The organism is Rhodococcus sp. S3, assembly GCF_058211795.1.
This window is the reverse complement of sequence record NZ_CM177074.1, coordinates 4,097,014-4,117,878: the sequence shown is the minus strand read 5'-3', so window position 1 is coordinate 4,117,878 and position 20,865 is coordinate 4,097,014. Positions and strand designations below refer to the sequence as shown.

The window sequence follows — 20,865 nt, the reverse complement described above, 5'->3', positions numbered from 1 at the left end:
GAGAGTACCTTAGCGAGCGTTCAGAATATGGTTCCGGTCACGCGGAGCGGATCACTCCTCGTACAGGTCCGCCTCGCTCAGCCCGGTCGCCTCGAAGGCCTCCGCGAGATCGGTGTGCCGCACGACGGTGACCACCTGGTCGTCGACCACCCGGAAGGCGATCGCCTCCTCGCGAGGACCCGGATCGGACGCCCAGGTCGCCGTCTCCTCGACCACCACGATGCCCCGGTGGACGAACAGGCGGCCCGGCTGCAATGTGACGCCCGCCGTCGTCGCCCACTCGCGCAGCTCGTCGAGTCCTTGGTCGGGATCGTCGTCGGGGGTGGGCAGCACGATGTCGTCGCTCGACAACTGCACGAGCGTGTCGATGTCGTTGCTGTTCACGGCGTCGTGCCAGGCCAGGACCGTGGCGATCTCCGAGGTGCTCATGATCGAGAGCCTAGTCGCCGGATCGCGGAGGTGGGGGCGTGAATCCGCCGAATCCACTGTCGCGCTCGGGCGCTCCGGCGCACAGTGGATGTATGACGATCACCGGCCAACTCGTGAGCTTCATCCCGAGCACCGACCTCGACGTCTCGGAGATGTTCTACGTCGACACCCTGCGCTTCCGGAAGCTCTCCCGCGACCCGTTCGCGCTCGTCCTCGACGGAGGCGACGGAGCACCGGTCCGGGTGACCCTCGTGCAGTCGCGCGAGGAGACCGGCTACACCGTGCTGGGCTGGCGGGTATCCGATCTGGACGGCACCGTCGAACGACTGCGCGAGCACGGCGTGGAGTTCATCCGCTACAACGGCATGGACCAGGACGACCACGACGCGTGGACCGCGCCCGACGGCATGCGGGTCGCGTGGTTCCGCGACCCGCACGGCAACGTCCTGTCGTTGCTCGAACACCGCACCTGACGCGGCCTCAGCTCGCGAAGGCACCCCACAGGAAGCCGGCGAACAGCACCGCGAAGCCACCCATCTCACCGACGATCAGCGCGGCCATCGCCGGACCCGTCCCGCGCACCGGATGCGCGAACTGGTTCGTGGTGTCGCGCAGCGCGCCGTGCACGACATAGCTCGCGATCGCACCGACGAAGAACACCACGATCACCGCGGCCGCCGCGAGGTTCACGGCGGTGGGCCACGCGCTGAGCTCGACGAACACCGCGACCAGCAGCGTCGCGAAGGAGTACATCAGCGCCGACCGGTGGGCGATGTCGACGTACGGGTGCGCGAGATGGTCGTCGGACGTGGCCATCTGCCGGTACTTCCACACGCCGAGACCGAGCGCGAGGAGGAAGACCGCACCCGCGGCCGTCAGTGTCAGTTCGGTGTCGACTCCCAGGACCATCGCGCCAGTATGGACGCATCACCTCAGCTGCAGCCGCTGGTGTTCCCACAGGACGGACACGCGTGGCACGACCCGGCCCGCTGCATCTTCACCCCGCACTGCATGCAGTACGGCGCGTCCGGATTCGACGGTGACGGCGCGGCGAGCCCACCCGGGGAGGACGTGCTCGCGCTGCTCGTGCCGAGTGTGCTGTGAGGCGTTGTCGCCGGCGGATCGGGCTCGCGCACCGGCGGCGTGCTCGTGTACGGCGTGAGCGTCGGGGTGTCGGGCACCGAACGCTCGGCGACGGTGAGGATGCCCAGCTCCGCTCGTTCGTCGGGTTCGAGATAGTCGACCGCCAGTCGCCGGAAGATGTAGTCGAGGATCGACGTGGCGATCCGCAGATCCGGATCGTCGGTGATCCCGGCCGGTTCGAAACGCGTACTCGTGAAGGCCCGGACGAAGGTGCGCAGCGGAACCCCGTACTGCAGACCGTAACTGACCGACATCGAGAAGGCATCCATGATGCCGGCCAATGTCGAGCCCTGCTTGGACACGCGCAGGAACATCTCGCCGGGACGCCCGTCGTCGTACTCGCCGATCGTGAAGAAGCCCTTGCAGTCGGCCACCCGGAACTCGAACGTCCGCGAGTTGCGGGTGCGCGGGAGTCGCTCACGACGAGGCGCCGCGGAGGGGGTCGCCGCGTCTGCGACGGCAGGACGCGACGACGTCGACAACGGTTGTCCCAGTTTGCAGTTGTCACGGTAGATCGCGAGCGCCTTCACTCCCAGGCGCCACGCGTCGACGTACATGTCGGCGATGTCGTCGACGGTCGCGGACTCGGGCAGGTTCACCGTCTTGGAGATCGCACCCGACAGGAAGGGCTGCACTGCCGCCATCATCGCGACGTGGCCACGCGGCGAGATGACGTTGTCGCCCATCGAGGTCGCGAACACCGGCGCGTGTTCGTCGCGCACGTGCGGCGCACCGGCGAGGTCGTGGTGCAGATCGAGGTGCGCCACGATGTCGGCGACCTCCGACGGGCCGTAACCCAGACGCGACAGTGCACGCGGCACACTGCGATTGACGATCGTGAGGCTACCGCCGCCGACGAGCTTCTTGGTCTTCACCAACGCCAGATCCGGTTCGATCCCGGTGGTGTCGCAGTCCATCGCGAGCCCGATCGTGCCGGTCGGTGCGAGCACACTGACCTGGCTGTTGCGCACACCGTGGGCGGTGCCGTCGGCCACTGCGCGATCCCATGCCTGTCGCGCCGCATCGAGCACGTCGGCCGGCGCGAGGTCGGAGTCGATGTCGTCGAGCGCACCACGGTGCTTGCCCAACACGTCGAGCATCGGCGCGCGGTTCCCGTCGAACCCTTCGAAGGGGCCGAGGCGCCGTGCCATGTCCGCCGACACGGCGTAGGCGTGCCCGGTCATCAGGGCGGTGATCGCCGCAGCCGTCGCGCGTCCGGCCTCGCTGTCGTAGGGCAGACCCGAAGCCATGAGCAGCGCACCGAGATTGGCGTAACCGATCCCGAGCTGCCGGAACCGCCGCGACGTCTCACCGATCCGCTCGGTGGGGTAGTCGGCGCGGCCGACGAGGATCTCCTGCGCGGTGAGCATCACCGCCACGGCGTGACGGAAACCGTCGACGTCGAAGGTGCCGTCCTCGCGCAGGAAGGTGAGCAGATTCAGGCTCGCGAGGTTGCACGCCGAATCGTCGAGATGCATGTACTCCGAGCAGGGATTCGACGCGTTGATCCGGCCGGTCGCCGAGGCGGTGTGCCAGGCATTGATCGTCGTGTCGTACTGGATGCCCGGGTCGGCGCACTCCCAGGTGGCGGCGGCGATGCGCTGCAACAACTCTCGTGCGCGGACCGTCCGGACCGTCTCGCCGGTCGTCACGGTACGCAGCGGCCACTCGGCGTCGGCCACCACCGCGTGCATGAACTCGTCGGTCACGCGCACCGAGTTGTTCGCGTTCTGGTACTGCACCGAATGGATGTCGGTGCCGTCGAGACCCATGTCGAAACCGGCCTCGGCGAGCACCCGCGCCTTGCGTTCCTCGATCGCCTTGCAGTCGACGAACTCCTCGATGTCGGGATGGTCGACGTCGAGGATCACCATCTTCGCGGCCCGCCGGGTCTTGCCGCCGGACTTGATGGTGCCGGCCGAGGCGTCGGCGCCGCGCATGAAGCTGACCGGACCCGATGCGCTTCCGCCACCGGTCAGCGGTTCGGCCGACGAGCGGATCCGGGAGAGGTTCACCCCGGCACCCGACCCGCCCTTGAAGATCACCGCTTCCTGCCGGTACCACTCGAGGATCGAGTCGATGCTGTCGTCGACCGACAGGATGAAGCACGCGCTGGCCTGCTGCGGAGTGTTCGGCACCCCGATGTTGAACCAGACGGGACTGTTGAACGAGGCCCGCTGGTGGATCAGCAGATAAGTCAACTCGGCGGCGAACGCCTCCGGATCGTCGAGATGGCCGTCGGTGTGCCCCCACGCCGTGATCGTGTCGACGATGCGGGCGATCACGTCGCGCAGCGAGTGCTCACGATCGGGATGCCCGAGCTGCCCGCGGAAGTACTTCTGCGTGACGATGTCGGTGGCGTTCTGCGACCAGAAGGCAGGAAACTCCACGTCCGTCTGCTCGAAGACGACACGTCCGGTGCCGTGATGGACGATCCGCGCGTCGCGTCGCTGCCACTCCACCGCCTCGGCGGGATCGACACCGGGCGTCGTGAAGTACCGGACGTCGCCGCGCACCGCGGCGGAAGCGGCGTCCGATGCACTCTTCGGGCTGCTGTGAGGCCTGGTACTGCTCATCGCGTCCTCCCGGGTGCGTGGACCGGTGGCACATATAGTCCCACCATGCTGCCACCGCGTCCCGGTACTCCGCTGTCTTCCGCCCGCTCGACCCGCCCGGTGGCGCCGTGAGTGCCGGCGGCGAACTGCTCGTCGGGCTGGCGATCCTCGTCGGCCTGCTCGGGATCGTGCTGCCGATCCTGCCCGGCGTCCTGCTGATCTTCGGTGCGATCGCCGTGTGGGCGTTCCTCACGGGAGGCACCACCGCATGGATCGTGCTGGGCGTGGCGACGGTGGCGCTGCTGGTCACCGGCATCGTGAAGTACACCTGGCCCGGCAAGCGGCTTCAGCAGGCCGGGGTGCCGAACCGGTCGCTGATCCTTGCCGGTCTGCTCGGCATCGTCGGGTTCTTCGTGATCCCCGTCGTCGGTCTGTTCCTGGGCTTCCTGCTCGGCATGTACCTGTCGGAGGTGCAACGGCACCGCACCCACCGCGATGCGTGGGTCTCGACGGTCGCGGCGACCAAAGCGGTCGCGTTGTCGATCCTCGTCGAACTGTTCGGTGGGCTCGTCGCGGCGTCGGTATGGCTGGGCGCCGTCCTGTTCACCTGAGCGCACCCGGAAAGCCGAGCAGACCCGGAATGCGAGGAGGGACCCATCCGTGCGGATGGATCCCTCCTCGTTCGTACAGGTCAGGAGCTGATCACCTCAGACGCAGATCAGGCCTTGTGCGGCTCGCTGGCGCGGAACATGTCCTCGCGCTCGACGACCTTCACGCGCTCGCGGCCCTCGGCCTCACCGAGGCTGCGCTCGTGCGCGTCGAGGCGGTACCAGCCCTGCCAGGTGGTGTACGGCAGCTGCTTGTCCTCGAGGAACTTCACGATCGCGTCCTCGGACGGATCCTCGGGGGTGTTCAGACGACCGGCGGCCCGGTCCTCGAGCAGGTTCGCGACGGTCTCGTTCGCATCGCCCTTGGTGTGACCGATCAGGCCCACGGGGCCGCGCTTGATCCAGCCGGTGACGTAGGTGTGCGGCATGAACCGGTCGTGACCCTCGGCGCTCTCGTCGGCGAGAACCCGTCCGGCCTCGTTCGGCACGGTGCCGGCCTGCTCGTCGAAGGGCAGCTTCGCGATGTTCTGCGACAGGTAACCGACCGCGCGGTAGACCGCCTGGACCTCCCAGTCACGGAACTTGCCGGTGCCGCGCACGTTGCCGGTGCCGTCGAGCTCGGTGCGCTCGGTGCGCAGACCGACGACCTTGCCGTCCTCACCGAGGATCTCGTGCGGAGACTCGAAGAAGTGCAGGAACAGCTTGTGCGGACGGTTGCCCACATCGCGGATCGCCCAGTCCTGCAGGGTGTTGGCGACCATGTCGACCTGCTTCGAGTTACGACGCGCCTGCTCGGAGCCCTCGTCGTAGTCGATGTCCTCCGGGTCGACAATGACCTCGATGGTCGGGGAGTGGTCGAGTTCGCGCAGCTCGAGCGGCGTGAACTTGGCCTGCGCCGGACCACGGCGACCGAAGACGTGCACCTCGACGGCCTTGTTGTTCTTCAGGCCCTCGTAGACGTTCGGCGGGATCTCCGTCGGCAGCAGCTCGTCGCCGGTCTTGGCGAGCACGCGGGCGACGTCGAGCGCGACGTTGCCGACACCGAGGACGGCGACCTTCTCCGCCTCGAGCGGCCAGGTGCGCGGCACGTCGGGGTGCCCGTCGTACCAGGACACGAAGTCGGCGGCGCCGTAGCTGCCGTCGAGGTCGATGCCAGGGATGTTCAGCGCGCGGTCCGCGTTCGCGCCGGTCGAGAAGATCACCGCATCGTAGAAACGCTGCAGGTCGTCGAGGGTGAAGTCGCTGCCGTAGTCGAGATTGCCGAGCAGGCGGATCTGCGGCTTGTCGAGCACCTTGTGCAGGGCGGTGATGATGCCCTTGATGCGCGGATGGTCGGGCGCGACACCGTAGCGGATCAGACCGAACGGCGCCGGCATGCGCTCGAACAGGTCGATGCTGACCCCGGGATCCTGCGCAGTGTCGGACTTCATGAGTGCGTCGGCGGCGTAGATACCGGCAGGGCCGGCACCGACGATCGCGACGCGAAGGGGACGAGTCTGATCGGTCATCAGGGGATCAACTACCTCTTCGGTGTGCGGACGGACATATCCAGCTTAAATTAAGGCTGCCCTCAGTGGGCTCGGCGCAGGTCGCGCGGGGATGACGGCGAAGGAGGATGAATCGAGCCGTCGAGCGAATCGCTTCAGCGACAACACATGTGGGCACCCATACGACACAGGTCGACGGCGAGGCGTCGAACGAGCTGCGTGGTGGCCATGCCACAATTCCTACCTCGAGAGGGTTTTTAGGGCAAATGCGGCCGTGACGAGCCGCGACCTCGCGCCCATTAGGATCGGGCGCATGGCCAAGCGCGGAGCCCCCGAACCCGAACCCGATCCCGGCCCGGATCCCGACGGTCCCACCAGTAGCAGCATAGGGCCTTTCCTCGGAGCCCTCGCCGTCCTGGTGGTTCTCGTCCTCGTCGTCTTCGGTGCACAGCTCTTCTCCCCGGCGGGCGACGACCTCACCGAGGACGAGATGGTCCGTCGTGCCGTCACCGACTACGTCTCCGCGCACAACGAGAACGACGGACCGATCCTCGACCGGCTGCGCTGCAGCGATCTGCCCGCCGAAGAAGCGCCGCTCGCGGACGTCGAGGGACGGGTGGAGCTGCAGGCCACGCAGAACATTGCCGTGGACGGCGATCGGGCCACCGTCGACGTCCGGACCGGCCTCGACGGGGAGACGCAAACCGAGACGTGGCAGGTCGTCCGCATCGACGACGTGTGGCGGATCTGCCGGTTCTGACGCGTCGCCGTGCGTATACGACGCGGTGCCCGCGTGTACGTCACAGCCCGACCTGTGAAAACATGTCCGGGTGAGCTACGCAGGTGATATAACGCCGCAGCAGGCATGGGACCTGCTGCAAGGTGATCCGGATGCCGTGCTCGTCGATGTGCGTACCGAAGCCGAGTGGAAATACGTCGGGGTCCCCGAGACCTCGTCGCTCGGTCGCCGGACCGTGTTCGTCGAGTGGGTTCGTTACCCCGACGGCGCCCCCAACCCGAGCTTCGTCGAGGACCTGAGGGCAGCGGGTATCGGCGGCGGACCGGTGATCTTCCTGTGTCGCTCGGGGCAGCGCTCCATCGGAGCGGCCACGGCCGCCACCGCTGCGGGCCTGACCCCCGCCTACAACGTTCTCGAAGGATTCGAAGGCGCTCTCGACGGCGAAGGCCATCGCGGTGCCGAGGGCTGGCGGGCCGCGGGCCTGCCGTGGAGGCAGTCGTGAGTTCCATCCCCCAGGGCGGCGCGTTCGACAAGGCGCTGCCCGACACCGTTCGCCCCGCCACGCTCGGCGTGCGCGGCGGCCTGCTCCGATCCGGCTTCGAGGAGACCTCCGAGGCGCTCTACCTCAACTCCGGGTTCGTCTACGAGTCGGCCGAGGCCGCCGAAGCCGCCTTCACCGGCGACGTCGACCACTTCGTCTACTCCCGCTACGGCAACCCCACGGTGAAGATGTTCGAGGAGCGCCTGCGCCTGCTCGACGGTGCCGAGGGTGCCTACGCCACCGCGTCCGGCATGTCCGCGGTGTTCACCGCGCTCGCGGCGCTGCTCGGCAAGGGCGACCGTCTCGTCGCGGCACGCAGCCTCTTCGGTTCGTGCTTCGTCGTGTGCAACGAGATCCTGCCCCGCTGGGGCGTCGAGACGGTGTTCGTCGACGGTGAGGACCTCGACCAGTGGGAGAAGGCGCTGTCGGTGCCCACCACGGCGGTCTTCTTCGAGACCCCGTCGAACCCGATGCAGACCCTCGTCGACGTGCGACGCGTCTCGGAGATGGCGCACGCGGCAGGCGCGAAGGTGGTGCTGGACAACGTCTTCGCCACCCCGCTGCTGCAGCGCAGCATCGATCTCGGTGCCGACATCGTCGTCTACTCGGGCACCAAGCACATCGACGGCCAAGGCCGCGTGCTCGGCGGAGCGATCCTCGGTCCCAAGGACTACATCGACGGGCCCGTGCAGCAGCTCATCCGCCACACCGGGCCGTCGCTGAGCCCGTTCAACGCGTGGACGCTGCTCAAGGGCCTCGAGACCATGCCGGTGCGGCTGCGCGCCTCCGTCGATTCGGCGCTGCGCATCGCGCAGTTCCTCGAAACGCAGGATGCCGTGCGCTGGGTCAAGTACCCGTACCTCGAATCGCACCCCCAGTACGAACTCGCGAAGTCGCAGATGAGCGGCGGCGGCACGATCATCACGTTCGAGCTCGACGCCCCCGAGGGCGAGGGCAAGAAGCGTGCCTTCGAGCTGCTGAACAAGCTGCGCATCGTCGATATCTCGAACAATCTCGGCGACTCCAAGTCGCTCATCACCCACCCGGCGACCACCACCCACCGGGCGATGGGACCGGAGGGCCGGGCCGCGATCGGTCTGTCCGACGGTGTGGTGCGACTGTCCGTCGGCCTCGAGGATCCCGAGGATCTGCTCGAAGATCTCCAGCAGGCGCTGTCCTGACCTGGGACGCCGTGAGCTACGCTGCGGGTGTCCTGCCGATCCGGTAGGGCACCCGCTGCGTTTTCGGTGAAGCCGGTGAGAATCCGGCGCTGTCCCGCAACTGTGAGCCCGATTCCCGGGTGAGCCAGGTCAGCCGGCGTGGAGGGTCCGTACGTACTGGTCCTCGGACGAAGGACGGTGACGTGCCGCAACCGCACCGTTGCAGCCGTACTGTTTTCGTCCTCCGAACAACGGAGGATGGCTGTGCCCCTCGACAATCACCGACGGCTGCTCGCCGCCGGACTGACCGCTTTCGCGCTCCTCGCCGCAGGGTGCTCGAGCAGCGACGATTCGTCACCGTCCGGTGACACCGACACCACCTCCGCGGACGCCCCGCAGGCCATCGTGTCGCTGAGCCCCACCAGCACGGAGATGCTCTACGCCGTCGGTGCCGGCGACCAGGTCGTCGCGGTCGACGACCGGTCCGACTACCCGGCCGACGCGCCCGTCACCGACCTGTCGGGGTACACCCCCAACGTCGAGGCGATCCTCGGTTACGAACCCGACCTCGTCGTCGCCAACGCCGACACCGCCGACCTCGTCGCGGGGCTCGAACAGGCAGGTGTCGAAACGCTGATCCTTCCCGCTGCCGAGAACCTGGACGACACCTACGCCCAGATCGAGCAGCTGGGAGCCGTCACCGGACACGTCGGCGACGCTGCCGAGCTCGTCGCGCAGATGAAGACGGACATCGACGAGATCCTCGCCGGCCTCCCCGAACGGGAGACCCCGCTGACCTACTACCACGAGCTCGACAACACCTTCTACTCCGTCACCGACGACACCTACATCGGCGAGATCTTCTCGATGCTGGGTCTGACCTCGATCGCGACCGGCGGCAACGGCTACCCGCAACTGTCCGCCGAGTACGTCCTCGAACAGAACCCCGACGTGATCTTCCTGGCCGACGGGCAGTGCTGCGGCGTCACGCCCGAGGTCGTCGCGGAGCGTGCCGGGTGGGGCGAGCTCACCGCCGTCCGGGACGGCCGTGTCTACGTCCTCGACGAGGACATCGCCAGTCGCTGGGGGCCGCGCGTCGTGGACCTGATGCGTGAGGTCGCCCGGATCGTCGGTGCCATCCCCGCGGTCCAGCCCACGCCTTGATCTCCCTGTCGCGAGGCAACACCCGCGCACTGCCACCCGGTGGTGCGCGGGTGGTGCCGCGCAACGTGCTCGTACTGACCGGCGCGGTGCTCGTCCTGTTCGCCGCGATGCTGGTCGGGATCCTCGTCGGGCCCGCCGGCCTCACCCCGGGCGGGGTGCTGCTCGACATCGCCGACCGCCTGCCGTTCGTCGACGTGGACTCCGGGCTGAGCACGCGTCAGCAGGCGATCCTGTGGAACATCCGGATGCCGCGCGTCGTGCTCGGGGTGCTGGTGGGGGCGATGCTGGCCATCGCCGGTGCCGCCTACCAGGGGGTCTTCCGCAATCCGCTCGCCGACCCCTATCTGCTCGGGGTCTCCAGCGGCGCCGGTCTCGGTGCCACCCTCGCCATCGTCGTGGGCGGCGCCGCCGGGTTCGCCGGTGTCCCGATTGCGGCTTTCGCCGGGGGACTGCTCGCCGTCGGCGCGACGTACTCGCTCGGCCGTACCGTCGGCGGCAGCCGCTCGGAAGTCGTCATCATCCTCGCCGGTGTCGCCGTCGCGGCCTTCGCCAACGCGATCCAGACCTTCTTCATGCAGTTGCACGACGACACGCTGCGGCAGGTGTACTCGTGGATGCTCGGCCGCCTGTCCACCGACGGCTGGTCCGACGTCGTCGTGGTCCTGCCGTACGTCGTCGTCACCGTCGCGATCATCGCGCTGCATCGGCGCACACTCGATGTCATGGCGGTCGGCGACGTCGAAGCCGCGAGCCTCGGAATCAACCCGGCGCGCGTGCGGCTGCTGCTCGTGTGCGTCGCGACCCTCGGGACGGCCGCGGTGGTCTCGGCCAGCGGACTCATCGGGTTCGTCGGCATCGTCGTTCCCCACGCGGTCCGGCTGCTCGTCGGACCGGGTCACCGCCTCCTGTTGCCGCTGTCGCTGCTGGTGGGTGCGTCCTTCCTGGTCCTCGCGGACGTCCTGGCCCGCACCGTCATGTCGCCCGCCGAACTGCCGATCGGTGTCGTCACCGCGGCGATCGGGGCGCCCTTCTTCCTCGTCGTGCTCAGACGGAGCCGAGGTGTCCGATGAAAAGCGATGTTCTCACCACCCCGACCATGACGGTCTCGTGCCGGCAGCTCAGTGCCGAACGCGGTGGTGTCGAGGTGCTGCACGGGGTCGACCTGAACGTCACCGCGGGATCGTGGGTGTCGCTGGTCGGACCCAACGGTTCGGGCAAGACCACTCTTCTCCACGTCCTCGCCGGTCTCGTGCCGGCCACCGGTCATCTGCAGGTCGCCGACGTGGCGCCCGGGCGCGCCGGACGTCGGGACATGGCACGCGCGGTCGCACTGATGCCGCAGCGACCGGTGGTGCCGGAAGGCGTCACCGTCCGCGAACTGATCCATCTCGGCCGCACCCCGCACATCCCGCGCTTCGGCTCCGAGACCGCGCACGACCGCGAGGTGGTGGACCGCGTCGTCGAACGACTCGAACTCGAAGCGTTCGCCCCACGCCTCGCGACCGAACTGTCCGGCGGTGAGCTGCAGCGCGTCGTGCTCGCGCGCGCTCTCGCCCAGCAACCGCGGGTGCTGCTCCTCGACGAACCCACCAGCGCACTCGACATCGGGCACCAGCAGCAGGTACTCGAGCTCGTCGACTCGATGCGGACCGAAGGCGACCTCACCGTCATCGCCGCGATGCACGATCTGACCTCCGCCGCGCAGTACGGGGAACGACTCGTGCTCCTCGATCACGGACACGTCGTCGCCGACGGAGCGCCCGACGACGTCCTCACCGCCGACCGCATCGCGCAGGTCTACGGCGCCCGCGTCGAGATCCTCGACCGCCCGGCGGGTCGCGCCGTCCTCCCGCTCCGCGACAGCACGAAGGACTGCTGATGGAGGTCGTGCTCCTGGGAACCGGCGCGGCGGACGGGTGGCCGAATCCGTTCTGCACGTGTGCATCCTGCGCAGACGCCGTGCGTCGTGGTGAGGTCCGCGGGCAGACCGCGGCACTCGTCGACGACGTACTGATGCTCGACTGCGGTCCCGAGGCGCCCCACGCGGCCGTGCGGCACGGCAGGTCGCTGGCGAAGGTGCGGCACATTCTCCTGACGCACGCCCATGCCGACCATCTGGGCCCGCAGGCGCTGTTGTTCCGATCGTGGGTCGCTGCCGGTGTCGAGCTCGACGTGATCGGTCCCGCCGACGCGCTCGACACCTGCAGGCCCTGGGTGGCTCCCGACGACCCGGTGCGCTTCGTGCCGGTCGAGGCGGGGGACTCGTTCACCGTCGGCGACTACTCGGTGCGCGTTCTTCCCGCACGGCACAAGGTGTTCCGCGACGGCGATGCGGTGCTGTACGACCTGTCGGGCCCCGGCGGGTCGCGGTTGCTGTGGGCCTGCGACACCGGGATGTGGCCCGCCGAGTGGTTCGAGGCCGTGCGCGACGCCCGGTTCGACGCGGTCTTCCTCGAGGAGACCTTCGGGGACCGTTCGGAACTGTCCGAGGGCCACCTCGGTCTGCCCGAGTTCGGCGCGATGGTGGACGGTCTGCGCGGAGCCGGTGCCGTCACCGAGAACACCGACGTGGTCGCGGTACATCTGGGCCACCACAATCCGCCCATCGACGATCTACGGAACCGACTGCAGCAGTTGAATGCTCGTCCGGGTCGTGACGGTGAGGTGATCCACGTGGGTGAAGAGGCTCCGCTCGTGCCGCATCGGACGTTGGTGCTCGGAGGAGTGCGGTCGGGTAAGTCGCGGCACGCCGAGGAACTACTCGCGTCGTATCCGTCCGTCACCTACGTCGCCACCGGCGGGACGCGTGAAGGCGACGCAGAATGGGCGGAACGTGTTGCGCTGCACAGGGAGAGGCGACCGGCATCGTGGTCGACGATCGAGACCTCGGATGTGGCCAAGGTGCTCCGGGATGCCGACGAACCTCTGCTCGTCGACTGCCTCGGAACGTGGCTCACGGCGCGACTCGACCTCCACGACGTGTGGAACACAGGGAATTCCGCTGTCGTCGACGCCGACATCGACGATCTCCTCGATGCGTGGCGGCAGGCCCGGGTTCCCGTGGTCGCAGTCAGCAACGAGGTGGGCAGTGGTGTGGTGCCGGCGAGTGCGTCGGGGCGGTTGTTCCGCGACATGCTGGGTCGGCTCAATGCGCGGGTCGCCGAGGCGAGTGAGTCGGCGACTCTCGTGGTGGCAGGAATTCCCGTTTCTCTGAAGTCGGATTGATTTCTGTTCTTTCCTGTAACACGTAATTCTAGTGATGGAATTATTGTCTCGAATGCCCGAATAGGGCCTTCCGTTGCGAGTGCGTGGTCGATCGCCCTCGAGTGGACGATCGTCCAGCTCTCGTGGGGTGAAATCATGGGTGAACCTTCAATTACTAGGCGTGAACTGGGGAAACGTTAAAGAAGACCGTCCAGGATGATCTACATCACAGGTCTTGAGTTTGCCTACTTGTCGGTAACATACTTCCGAGTAAGTCCGATGCAACGGACAGAAAACAAGCCATAGATAACTCGCAGAACCCCACTCGATCGAAATTCCGTATTCGGTCGTGCGGTAGCCCCATGCCTGATTCGGGGAAGGCGGAGGGGCGGGGCGACAAGCGACACGAGCGGGCACGCAGACTGCCCAGAGGAGTGAGTCATGACGATCGACAACGCTGACAACAAGGCACAGAAGCGTCGTAAGGTCCGCGCGATCCTGGCCTCCGGCCTCGTTCTCGGCGTGGGTGCGGCAGTGACCCTCGCTGCGTGGAACGACTCGGTGTGGGGCAACGCAGAGTTCGGCACGGGTGGAAATACCTGGAACGTCCAAGGAAGCTTCGGCGGAACTGAAGACTGGGACGAGTTCGTGACCAGCGACGAGGCTGGAACGTTCGCGTTCGCGATGAATCCGACCGAGATGGCGGCCGGCGATTCGGTTTATGCCAAGGTCGGTCTGCGGGTGGTGTCCGAGAAGCTCGGCGCCGAGATCGGCATGCCGGCTGCGCAGAATCTGTCGGCTACGTCGAAGTTCGCGGACGTGCTCCAGTTGAAGGTTGCGCCGATCGGGCCCAGCGCGAACTGTAATGCAGACGCCGTGAAGAATGCTTCGGATCTCGTCGCAAACGGCTCCGTTCGGACTGCTTCCATCCCGGCCAAGGGGGTCACGATCCCGGCGAACGGCCAACAGTGGCTCTGCTTTGCTGTGACGCTTCCGAACGGCACAACCCCGACCCAGCTCGGTACCCCGAACGCTCAGGGGGGTTACAACGCCTCGCTCCAGTGGGAATTCCAGGCAGTGAGCCCGGAGGCCTAGCCGCCCTCGTGCGCTGCCCGAGCGGTCCGAAGTCGGGCAGCGCACCCCGTCCTCGATTCCTACTTTCCGAAGAACGGTCCGGTCCGAATGCACGCACTCATTGAGCCGACACGGCAGCAGAAGTCCATATGGTCCCGTCTCGAGAACGGTCTGCTCAATCTCCTTGCGGTGGGCGGGTTGGCGTGCATTGCTCTGGTGATTGCCGCGTTCTTCTTCAACATCTCGTTGATCCTGTTCAAAACGGGATCTATGGCTCCGACCATTCCCCAGGGTTCGATGTCTGTAGTACAGCGCATCTCGGCCGACGACATCGAGGTCGGTGACGTCGTCACTGTCGATCGCGAAGCCGGTGAACTGCCTGTCACACACCGTGTGATCGCTGTGCACCCTCAACGTCCGGGTGAGGCACTCATCGAGATGCAGGGCGACGCCAACCCCAATCCCGACCCCGGTCCGTACCGGGTCACCGAGGTTCGCAAGGTGCTGTGGTCCGTGCCTGGTGCAGCCTCCGTCATCGTTTGGTTTTCGGATCCCCTGATCCTTGCCGGCCTTACTCTCGGTGCCGCACTCCTCGTTCTGTGGGCGTTCTGGCCCCGCAAGGGAGAGTTCGAGTCGGCGTCAACTGCGCCTATTGACCTCAAGGATCAGCAATGAACAACCCCAGATCGTCGCGACTCCTCGTCGCGCTACTCGGTGTGCTGACCGTGGCGGGCGCCGCGATCTTCAATGCCGGCTTCGTCGGGCAGACTCTCGCGAGCTGGAACGATCGCGTCTTCGGGTCGTCGACATTCGGAACAAAGTCGGCGGCGTTCGAAGGGTTTGCGCAAGCAGTCGGTGCTCGCTACCACTTCCATAGACGACTGTCGGATTCGAATCTTGGGGGCGCTCGAGCGCAGGTGAAGTTGCCCAAAGAAGATACTGTCAAGAAGAGTTGGGTGTCCCAATCCGGATCCGGAACGGCCGGCATTCTCGCAGCCTCGATGAAGGGCTCTTCGTGTGCGTCCTACTATCGCGGCGGCGGTACGAGTACATGTACCGACAGTCCTGCAAAGCCGGCGATCGGGTATGCGTATGGGGCTGCAAGAGATATCGAAGTTGAGACGGCTACCGTAGCCGGCATCGATCTCCTTACTTCTCAGGATGAGATCTCGACATCGGCAACCTGTCTCGCTGACGGGACGATGATTGCTGGCCCGATCAAACCATCGAATGCATCGCTCAGGCTGGGACCGTGGATCTCCGGGGTGCAGATGCAGTTGCCCCCCGAACCAATCGTTCAAGGTGCCGACCCGGCCGTGACTACGCGATCGGCTAGCCGAAATTCGCCGTTGGTCGGGTACGAATACACAGCGACATTGATCCGCACGAAGCAGGAGACATCGAAGGGGGCACGGTCTGAACTCCGACTGCAGATGATGAGCATCGGTAAGGTGACCGACGAGCAGAAGTGGTCCCTCGACCTCGTCTTGGCGTACGCCGAGTGCGGTGTAGGGATGTCGGTGCCGACACCGGAATGGCCCGTCGTCGACGGATCGAGTGTTCAAGGCGCGGCAGTGAGCTCCTTGGCGTCCTTGATGTTGGGCCCCCACAAAACGTCTCTTTGTTCCGTCACAAGCAAGGGAACGCAGCCGAGAGATAGCTCGCTCGTCGATGAAGGTGATGACGATGTCGGCACGGTGGAAGCGACTCCAACTGAATCCGTCGACTCTCACCTCGTCGAATCTGTCTCTGGAACATCGTTCGGAACTGAACCTGCTGGTCTCGAGATTGGCGCAGACGAGCTGGAAGTAACTGGAGAAACTGACGATCGCGCTGACGAATCAATGTCATGTGAGCTCGATGCGTCAGGACCGAGCGCTACTTCGCCCATTGATTATCTGATAGACGAGAATCTCATAGAGGAAGCCGAAACTCTGCCAGAGCCTACCGATTCTCGAGAGGAAGGCGAAGACGTCCGATTCGGTGCTGACGATGGACGCGTCGGGGGAGACCCTCGTGAATTCGATGGCAGTACCGAAGGATCGACCGGAGCCTCGGATCCGACTCGCGAGGACAACGAGAATGGCAAGGGAGAGGACGGCAAATCACCAGGCGGCAAGACTGCAGACGAGACGAAGGCCGCGGAGGGCGACGACAACTCCGAAACGTCCGACAGTGCGGTCGACGAAGCCCGGGAATCTGAGGTCGATGGCAAGGATATTGGTTCAGTCGAAGACGCGACCTCGACAGCGCCGACGACCATATCCGCCACGCCGCCTGGCGAGCCCGCACCTACACCGGCACCTGTCCAGACGCCGGCTCCCAACGGACCCTCGACTCCGAGTCGCGTGAGTGCTCGAGTTCCGTTCTCGATGGTCGCTTCGGATGGAAGTGTTCTCGGCACTGCGACCGTTCGTGACGTCTCACGCAGCAGCGGATGCGTCGCGGTTCTCCTGGAGGTCGAGACGTCCGATGGTTCGGGGAGCACGCAGCTGAACGGAGTACGCGCCCGGGACTTCCGTGAGGTACTTCCGGACGGAGGTACGGCTCCGGTCGGCTCACCGACCGCGTCGTGTGGCGGTGGTGCCTCGATGCCGGCCTCTTTCTCTCCGAACTCCACCTATACGGGATGGGTGACGTTCGATGTCCTCAACGGTGGAAACGCGGTGATGCTGCGTCCGTCCGGCACGGCCGGTTGGATCTTCACTCTTCCGTCGGCGCCCGCGGTCTCTGTACCGACTTCGGTGACGGCGACTCCTGCGACGACCGGAGCGGACGTGCCGGACGAAGAAGCGTCTACCGAACCGGCAGAGGAAGCCGCGCGCCCAACCGCTGCACCCGCAGCAGACGACAACGTGGACGAATAGCACGCCAGGCAGGAGGTGATCACAGTGCGTGCGGCCGAACCTGCCGGTAGGGGCGCGCGTCTGCTGGTGATCTCTTGCATCGTCGGCCTGGTTTCGGCGTGCGGATTCGGATCGCATCTACATCCGCCGCCGGACCGAGCCGGGATTCAGGGAAACTTCGGCATCGACCAGAGCGAGTCAGGCTCCTGGGGAGAGTACGGGACCCGAGAAGGCGCCGGACGATTCGAGTTCTCCATCGACCCGCTCTCTCTCCAACCAGGTGAGCCGGTCTATGCGCCGGTTGCGTTACGAACGCTTCCGACGGTGACGACGCCGGTAACGATCATGTTGAGACCACCGTTGACGACACCGAACTCGGTTGCGGGGGTTCTGCGGTACTCCGTATCGGAGGCTCCCGCATCGTCCTGCAACGCGGGAGGTTTCGGATCTCCGACTGTGGTCGACGGTCAACCGCTCACGGCGACGGGCGGCAGCCTCATGCTCGAACCGAAGGTTGTGCGGACTCTGTGCTTCCGTGTAGAGATTCCCGCCGGCACGCCACCGCACGACTTCGCCGGGCTCGCCGACACCGTGGCGTTGTGGGAGTTCCGAGCCGAGGGCGAGGACCCTCCACGCCCACCGAAGCCTGCCCCCGACCGGTGTCATTCGCACTCCGGGCCCTTCGTATTCGGAGGCGGATGGTACTTCGTGCATTGCTGGTTCCTGCGACGGCATTGGGGGGCACCTGTGGGTGGGAGCGCGCTGAGGTCGACCGCAGGTCACCACGTTCGCGTCTCTCAGATGACTGCGCTCTCCCGTCCGAAGCGTGTAGGGATCGGCGCGGCTACAGTCTGATGCCGGAGCGGGGTGTTCTCACCGTCTTCGCGGAGACGGGTCAGGCGAGCAGTCGGTACAGGCCGATCAACCCGACCACGACGATCACCGCACGCAGCGCCACCGGCGACAGGCGTCGGCCGTAATGGGAGCCGAGATAACCACCGATCAAGGAGCCCACGGCGATCAGCGCGGCCACGGTCCAGTTGATCCGGTCGAACGCCACCAGGATGTATGCGGATGCGGCCACGATGTTCACGACCAGCGACAGAAGGTTCTTCGCTGCGTTCTGTCGCTGGATGTGGTCGTGCAGCAATGCTCCGAACAGGCCCATCAGCAGAATGCCCTGTGCCGCCGTGAAGTAGCCGCCGTAGATGCCGACGGCGAAGGTGCCGACGACGAGCAACGTCATCCGCACCGGCCCGAGACGGCCGTCGGCGTCGCCACCTGTCCGGCGAGCCACCCACGCCTGGATCTTCGGCTGGAACACGACGAGTGTGAGTGCCAGGAGAAGCAGGATCGGCACGACCGTCTCGAAGACGGTCTCCGGCAGGTGGAGCAGGAGCCACGCTCCGACCAACGCCCCGCAGAACGACGCCGGGATCTGCCATTGCAACCGTTCCCATTGCCCGCGCAGTTCGCGCCGATACCCCCAGGTGCCCGATACGCCTCCCGCGACCAGGCCGATCGCGTTGGACATCGTCGCGGTCACCGGGGGTACACCGAACGCGACGAGCGTCGGGAAGGTGATGAGGGTGCCGGATCCGACGAGGGAGTTGATCGCTCCGGCGCCGAGCCCGGCCAATGCGACGAGGAAAAGTTCGAGCGGGGTCACCGAGGCGAGTCTACGGCGTGCCGAAACCGGCCTTGTTGTCGATGTCGGGGCACCACGTCGACATCTACATCGGTCTCGACGAGGGACGGTATTTCCGCCACGGTGAGAGAAAGCCTGTCCACGACGCGCCGCACTCCGTAGGTTGAGCAGCGACCATCCAGAGCGACCGAGAGACCTGGCTCCACGACGTCGCAGCAACCCCCCGTGCGCGGGTGCGGGTGCTACCGCCGGGATCGATGGAGGAACGAGCATGACCCGCTGGACCGAGCGCGCCTCGTGGTGCCGCCTGCACATCGACCTGTGCCGCGGTACTTCGCACCGGTGTCGTCGCTGACGTAGACCGCCCGTCGTCCTTCGCCGCGTGAGTCCCGGCCCGTCCGCAGGGGGACGGGCCGGGACTCACGTCTGCACCCCCGCACCCCCGCATTCCCGAAAGGCCCATCCCGATGGCTCCCGCCCCCAGGACGTCGCCGTGAGCACGTCCACCGATCTCCGCATCCCCGACGCCCCGGCCGACCACACCGACGACGAGGACCTGGCCGTCGCCCGGAAACGGCATCCGTGGCGCTGGGTGATCAGCGCTGCCGTGCTGATCCTCGTCGCCCAGTTCGTGCACGGCCTGGTCACCAACCCCGGCTGGGACTGGGCGACCTTCGCGCAGTACTTCACCGCGTCGTCCGTGCTGTCCGCACTGTGGATGACGATCGAACTGACACTGTGGGGCACGGTCCTCGGCTTCGCTCTCGGTGTGCTCCTCGCGGTCGGCCGGTTGTCGAACAATCCTGTTCTGCAAGTGGTCTCGTGGACGTACATCTGGGCGTTCCGATCGATCCCGCTCATCGTCCAGCTACTGTTCTGGTTCAACATCGCGTACCTGTACAAGACGCTGTCGATCGGCATCCCCTTCGGGCCGGCCTTCTTCGAGTTCGGTGTGGCCGGGGTGATCTCGGGATTCACAGCCGCCGTCATCGGTCTGGCGCTCCACCAGGCGGCCTACTCCGCCGAGATCATCCGCGCCGGCATCATCTCCGTCGACCACGGTCAGATCGAGGCCGCCAACGCGCTCGGCATCCCGCGTTACCGGCAGTTCATGAAGATCGTTCTCCCGCAGGCCATGCGGGCGATCCTTCCGAACGCCGCAAACGAGGTGATCAGCCTGTTCAAGGGCACCTCGATCGTCTCCACCATGGCCATCGCCGAACTCTTCTACCAGGTACAGGTGATCTTCGGTCGCACCGGACGCGTCGTTCCGATGCTCATGGTCGCGACCGTCTGGTACATCATCCTCACCACGATCCTGTCGATCGGGCAGTACTACGTCGAACGGCACTACGCCCGCGGTTCGGCACGCGCACTGCCGCTCACCCCGTGGCAGCGCGTGGTCGCGAAATACCGCGAGATCCGCGACAGCGGCATCGGTGCACCCCGAGGAGCGACGAAGTGACCGCCACCCGGGACGACGTCGACCACGTCGTCGACGTGCGCGGAGTCCACAAGTCGTTCGGCGCACTCGAAGTTCTCAAAGGCATCGACCTGCAGCTGCGCAAGGGCACGGTCACCGTGATCCTCGGACCGTCCGGCTCCGGGAAATCCACCCTCCTGCGCACCCTCAACCACCTCGAGAAGGTCGACCGCGGCACCGTCCGCATCGACGGTGAACTCATCGGCTACAAACGGCGCGGAAACAAGCTGCACGAGTTGCGTGCCCGCGACATCCTCCGCCAGCGCTCCCGCATCGGCTTCGTCTTCCAGAACTTCAACCTGTTCCCGCACCTGACCGCACTCGAGAACGTCGTCGAGGCGCCGGTATCGGCGCAGGGGCGCGACCGGGCGGAGGTCGAGGCCGAGGCTCGCGCCCTGCTCGACCGTGTCGGTGTGGGCGACAAACTGCACGACTATCCGAAACAGTTGTCCGGCGGCCAACAGCAGCGCGTCGCGATCGCGCGGGCCCTGGCCCTGCGACCCGCCGTGATCCTCTTCGACGAACCCACCTCGGCTCTCGACCCCGAACTCGTCGGCGAGGTTCTCGCCGTCATCCGCGACCTCGCCGGCGACGGCGCGACCCTCGTGATCGTCACGCACGAGATCGGTTTCGCCCGTGAGGTCGCCGACACCGTCGTCTTCATGGACGGCGGCGTCATCGTCGAACAGGGACCACCCCACGTGGTCCTCGACAACCCGCAGCAGGAACGCACCGCGTCGTTCCTGTCTCGCGTTCTCTGATTCCCCCTCCCCACCACAGCATT

At 66.4% G+C, this 20,865-nt stretch carries 19 protein-coding genes and 2 riboswitches; of the genes, 14 read left to right on the top strand and 5 right to left on the bottom strand.

The annotated features are described in order from the left end of the window. Positions 1–51 precede the first annotated feature (51 nt). Positions 52–429: a nuclear transport factor 2 family protein gene (locus AC0LPE_RS19095; RefSeq protein WP_016691542.1), complete on the bottom strand. Its 378-nt coding sequence runs from the start codon at positions 427–429 to the stop codon at positions 52–54. A gap of 92 nt (positions 430–521) precedes the next feature. On the opposite strand from AC0LPE_RS19095, the gene AC0LPE_RS19090 reads away from it, so the two are divergent. Then, positions 522–902 (top strand): VOC family protein, encoded by a 381-nt coding sequence (locus AC0LPE_RS19090; protein ID WP_088899375.1) that lies wholly within the window; start codon positions 522–524, stop codon positions 900–902. Between the two features lie 7 nt (positions 903–909). Here AC0LPE_RS19090 and AC0LPE_RS19085 read toward each other — a convergent pair whose 3' ends face one another. Together AC0LPE_RS19085 and AC0LPE_RS19080 are read right to left on the bottom strand one after the other, a co-directional pair. Next, positions 910–1,338: a hypothetical protein gene (locus AC0LPE_RS19085; RefSeq protein ID WP_145692380.1), complete on the bottom strand. Its 429-nt coding sequence runs from the start codon at positions 1,336–1,338 to the stop codon at positions 910–912. A gap of 23 nt (positions 1,339–1,361) precedes the next feature. Further along, a complete protein-coding gene (locus AC0LPE_RS19080) occupies positions 1,362–4,148 on the bottom strand; it encodes a vitamin B12-dependent ribonucleotide reductase (protein WP_490604990.1) in 2,787 nt (928 codons plus the stop codon). 107 nt (positions 4,149–4,255) lie between these two features. Between AC0LPE_RS19080 and AC0LPE_RS19075 the strand changes: the two genes are divergently transcribed. Continuing rightward, positions 4,256–4,738: a DUF456 domain-containing protein gene (locus tag AC0LPE_RS19075; protein ID WP_230823265.1), complete on the top strand. Its 483-nt coding sequence runs from the start codon at positions 4,256–4,258 to the stop codon at positions 4,736–4,738. Positions 4,739–4,845: 107 nt separating this feature from the next. Here the strand turns inward: AC0LPE_RS19075 and AC0LPE_RS19070 are convergent, their stop codons facing one another. Next, positions 4,846–6,243: an FAD-dependent oxidoreductase gene (locus AC0LPE_RS19070; RefSeq protein ID WP_230823263.1), complete on the bottom strand. Its 1,398-nt coding sequence runs from the start codon at positions 6,241–6,243 to the stop codon at positions 4,846–4,848. Between the two features lie 292 nt (positions 6,244–6,535). Here AC0LPE_RS19070 and AC0LPE_RS19065 point away from each other — a divergent pair, with 292 nt between their 5' ends. The 10 genes from AC0LPE_RS19065 to AC0LPE_RS19020 all read left to right on the top strand — a co-directional run bounded on the left by AC0LPE_RS19065 (position 6,536) and on the right by AC0LPE_RS19020 (position 16,971). Next, positions 6,536–6,982 (top strand): Rv0361 family membrane protein, encoded by a 447-nt coding sequence (locus AC0LPE_RS19065; protein WP_006552930.1) that lies wholly within the window; start codon positions 6,536–6,538, stop codon positions 6,980–6,982. A 70-nt stretch (positions 6,983–7,052) separates the two neighbouring features. Continuing rightward, the gene (locus tag AC0LPE_RS19060; protein ID WP_172415055.1) at positions 7,053–7,463 is read left to right on the top strand and encodes a rhodanese-like domain-containing protein; all 411 of its coding nucleotides are present in this window, start codon (positions 7,053–7,055) and stop codon (positions 7,461–7,463) included. Next, entirely contained in the window at positions 7,460–8,683 is a 1,224-nt protein-coding gene (locus tag AC0LPE_RS19055; protein ID WP_088899401.1) for an O-succinylhomoserine sulfhydrylase, read from the top strand. Before AC0LPE_RS19060 ends, AC0LPE_RS19055 begins: the two co-directional genes overlap by 4 nt. 8 nt (positions 8,684–8,691) lie before the next feature. Next, positions 8,692–8,835, top strand: a riboswitch (cobalamin riboswitch). A gap of 85 nt (positions 8,836–8,920) precedes the next feature. After that, positions 8,921–9,826, top strand: a complete 906-nt coding sequence (locus AC0LPE_RS19050; protein WP_490604989.1) for an ABC transporter substrate-binding protein — start codon at positions 8,921–8,923, stop codon at positions 9,824–9,826. A gap of 107 nt (positions 9,827–9,933) precedes the next feature. Further along, complete coding sequence (locus AC0LPE_RS19045; protein ID WP_230823337.1) at positions 9,934–10,896, top strand: FecCD family ABC transporter permease; 963 nt, start codon at positions 9,934–9,936, stop codon at positions 10,894–10,896. Next, complete coding sequence (locus tag AC0LPE_RS19040; protein WP_145692382.1) at positions 10,893–11,705, top strand: ABC transporter ATP-binding protein; 813 nt, start codon at positions 10,893–10,895, stop codon at positions 11,703–11,705. Before AC0LPE_RS19045 ends, AC0LPE_RS19040 begins: the two co-directional genes overlap by 4 nt. Next, positions 11,705–13,051, top strand: a complete 1,347-nt coding sequence (gene cobU / locus AC0LPE_RS19035; protein ID WP_490604988.1) for a bifunctional adenosylcobinamide kinase/adenosylcobinamide-phosphate guanylyltransferase — start codon at positions 11,705–11,707, stop codon at positions 13,049–13,051. The genes AC0LPE_RS19040 and cobU overlap by 1 nt, the downstream gene beginning before the upstream one ends. A gap of 420 nt (positions 13,052–13,471) precedes the next feature. Further along, entirely contained in the window at positions 13,472–14,125 is a 654-nt protein-coding gene (locus tag AC0LPE_RS19030; protein ID WP_088899384.1) for a SipW-dependent-type signal peptide-containing protein, read from the top strand. An 87-nt stretch (positions 14,126–14,212) separates the two neighbouring features. After that, positions 14,213–14,779 (top strand): signal peptidase I, encoded by a 567-nt coding sequence (locus tag AC0LPE_RS19025; RefSeq protein ID WP_253250163.1) that lies wholly within the window; start codon positions 14,213–14,215, stop codon positions 14,777–14,779. Beyond that, positions 14,776–16,971, top strand: a complete 2,196-nt coding sequence (locus tag AC0LPE_RS19020; protein ID WP_490604987.1) for a hypothetical protein — start codon at positions 14,776–14,778, stop codon at positions 16,969–16,971. Before AC0LPE_RS19025 ends, AC0LPE_RS19020 begins: the two co-directional genes overlap by 4 nt. 874 nt (positions 16,972–17,845) lie before the next feature. Here the strand turns inward: AC0LPE_RS19020 and AC0LPE_RS19015 are convergent. Continuing rightward, the gene (locus AC0LPE_RS19015) at positions 17,846–18,619 is read right to left on the bottom strand and encodes a sulfite exporter TauE/SafE family protein (protein ID WP_272269070.1); all 774 of its coding nucleotides are present in this window, start codon (positions 18,617–18,619) and stop codon (positions 17,846–17,848) included. Between the two features lie 150 nt (positions 18,620–18,769). Beyond that, positions 18,770–18,862, top strand: a riboswitch (SAM riboswitch). A 229-nt stretch (positions 18,863–19,091) separates the two neighbouring features. Here AC0LPE_RS19015 and AC0LPE_RS19010 point away from each other — a divergent pair. Both AC0LPE_RS19010 and AC0LPE_RS19005 read left to right on the top strand, forming a co-directional pair. Beyond that, positions 19,092–20,063, top strand: coding sequence for an amino acid ABC transporter permease (locus AC0LPE_RS19010; protein WP_419957102.1), 972 nt, complete (start codon positions 19,092–19,094; stop codon positions 20,061–20,063). Further along, positions 20,060–20,842: an ATP-binding cassette domain-containing protein gene (locus tag AC0LPE_RS19005; RefSeq protein ID WP_160876769.1), complete on the top strand. Its 783-nt coding sequence runs from the start codon at positions 20,060–20,062 to the stop codon at positions 20,840–20,842. Before AC0LPE_RS19010 ends, AC0LPE_RS19005 begins: the two co-directional genes overlap by 4 nt. The last annotated feature ends 23 nt before the right edge of the window (positions 20,843–20,865 follow it).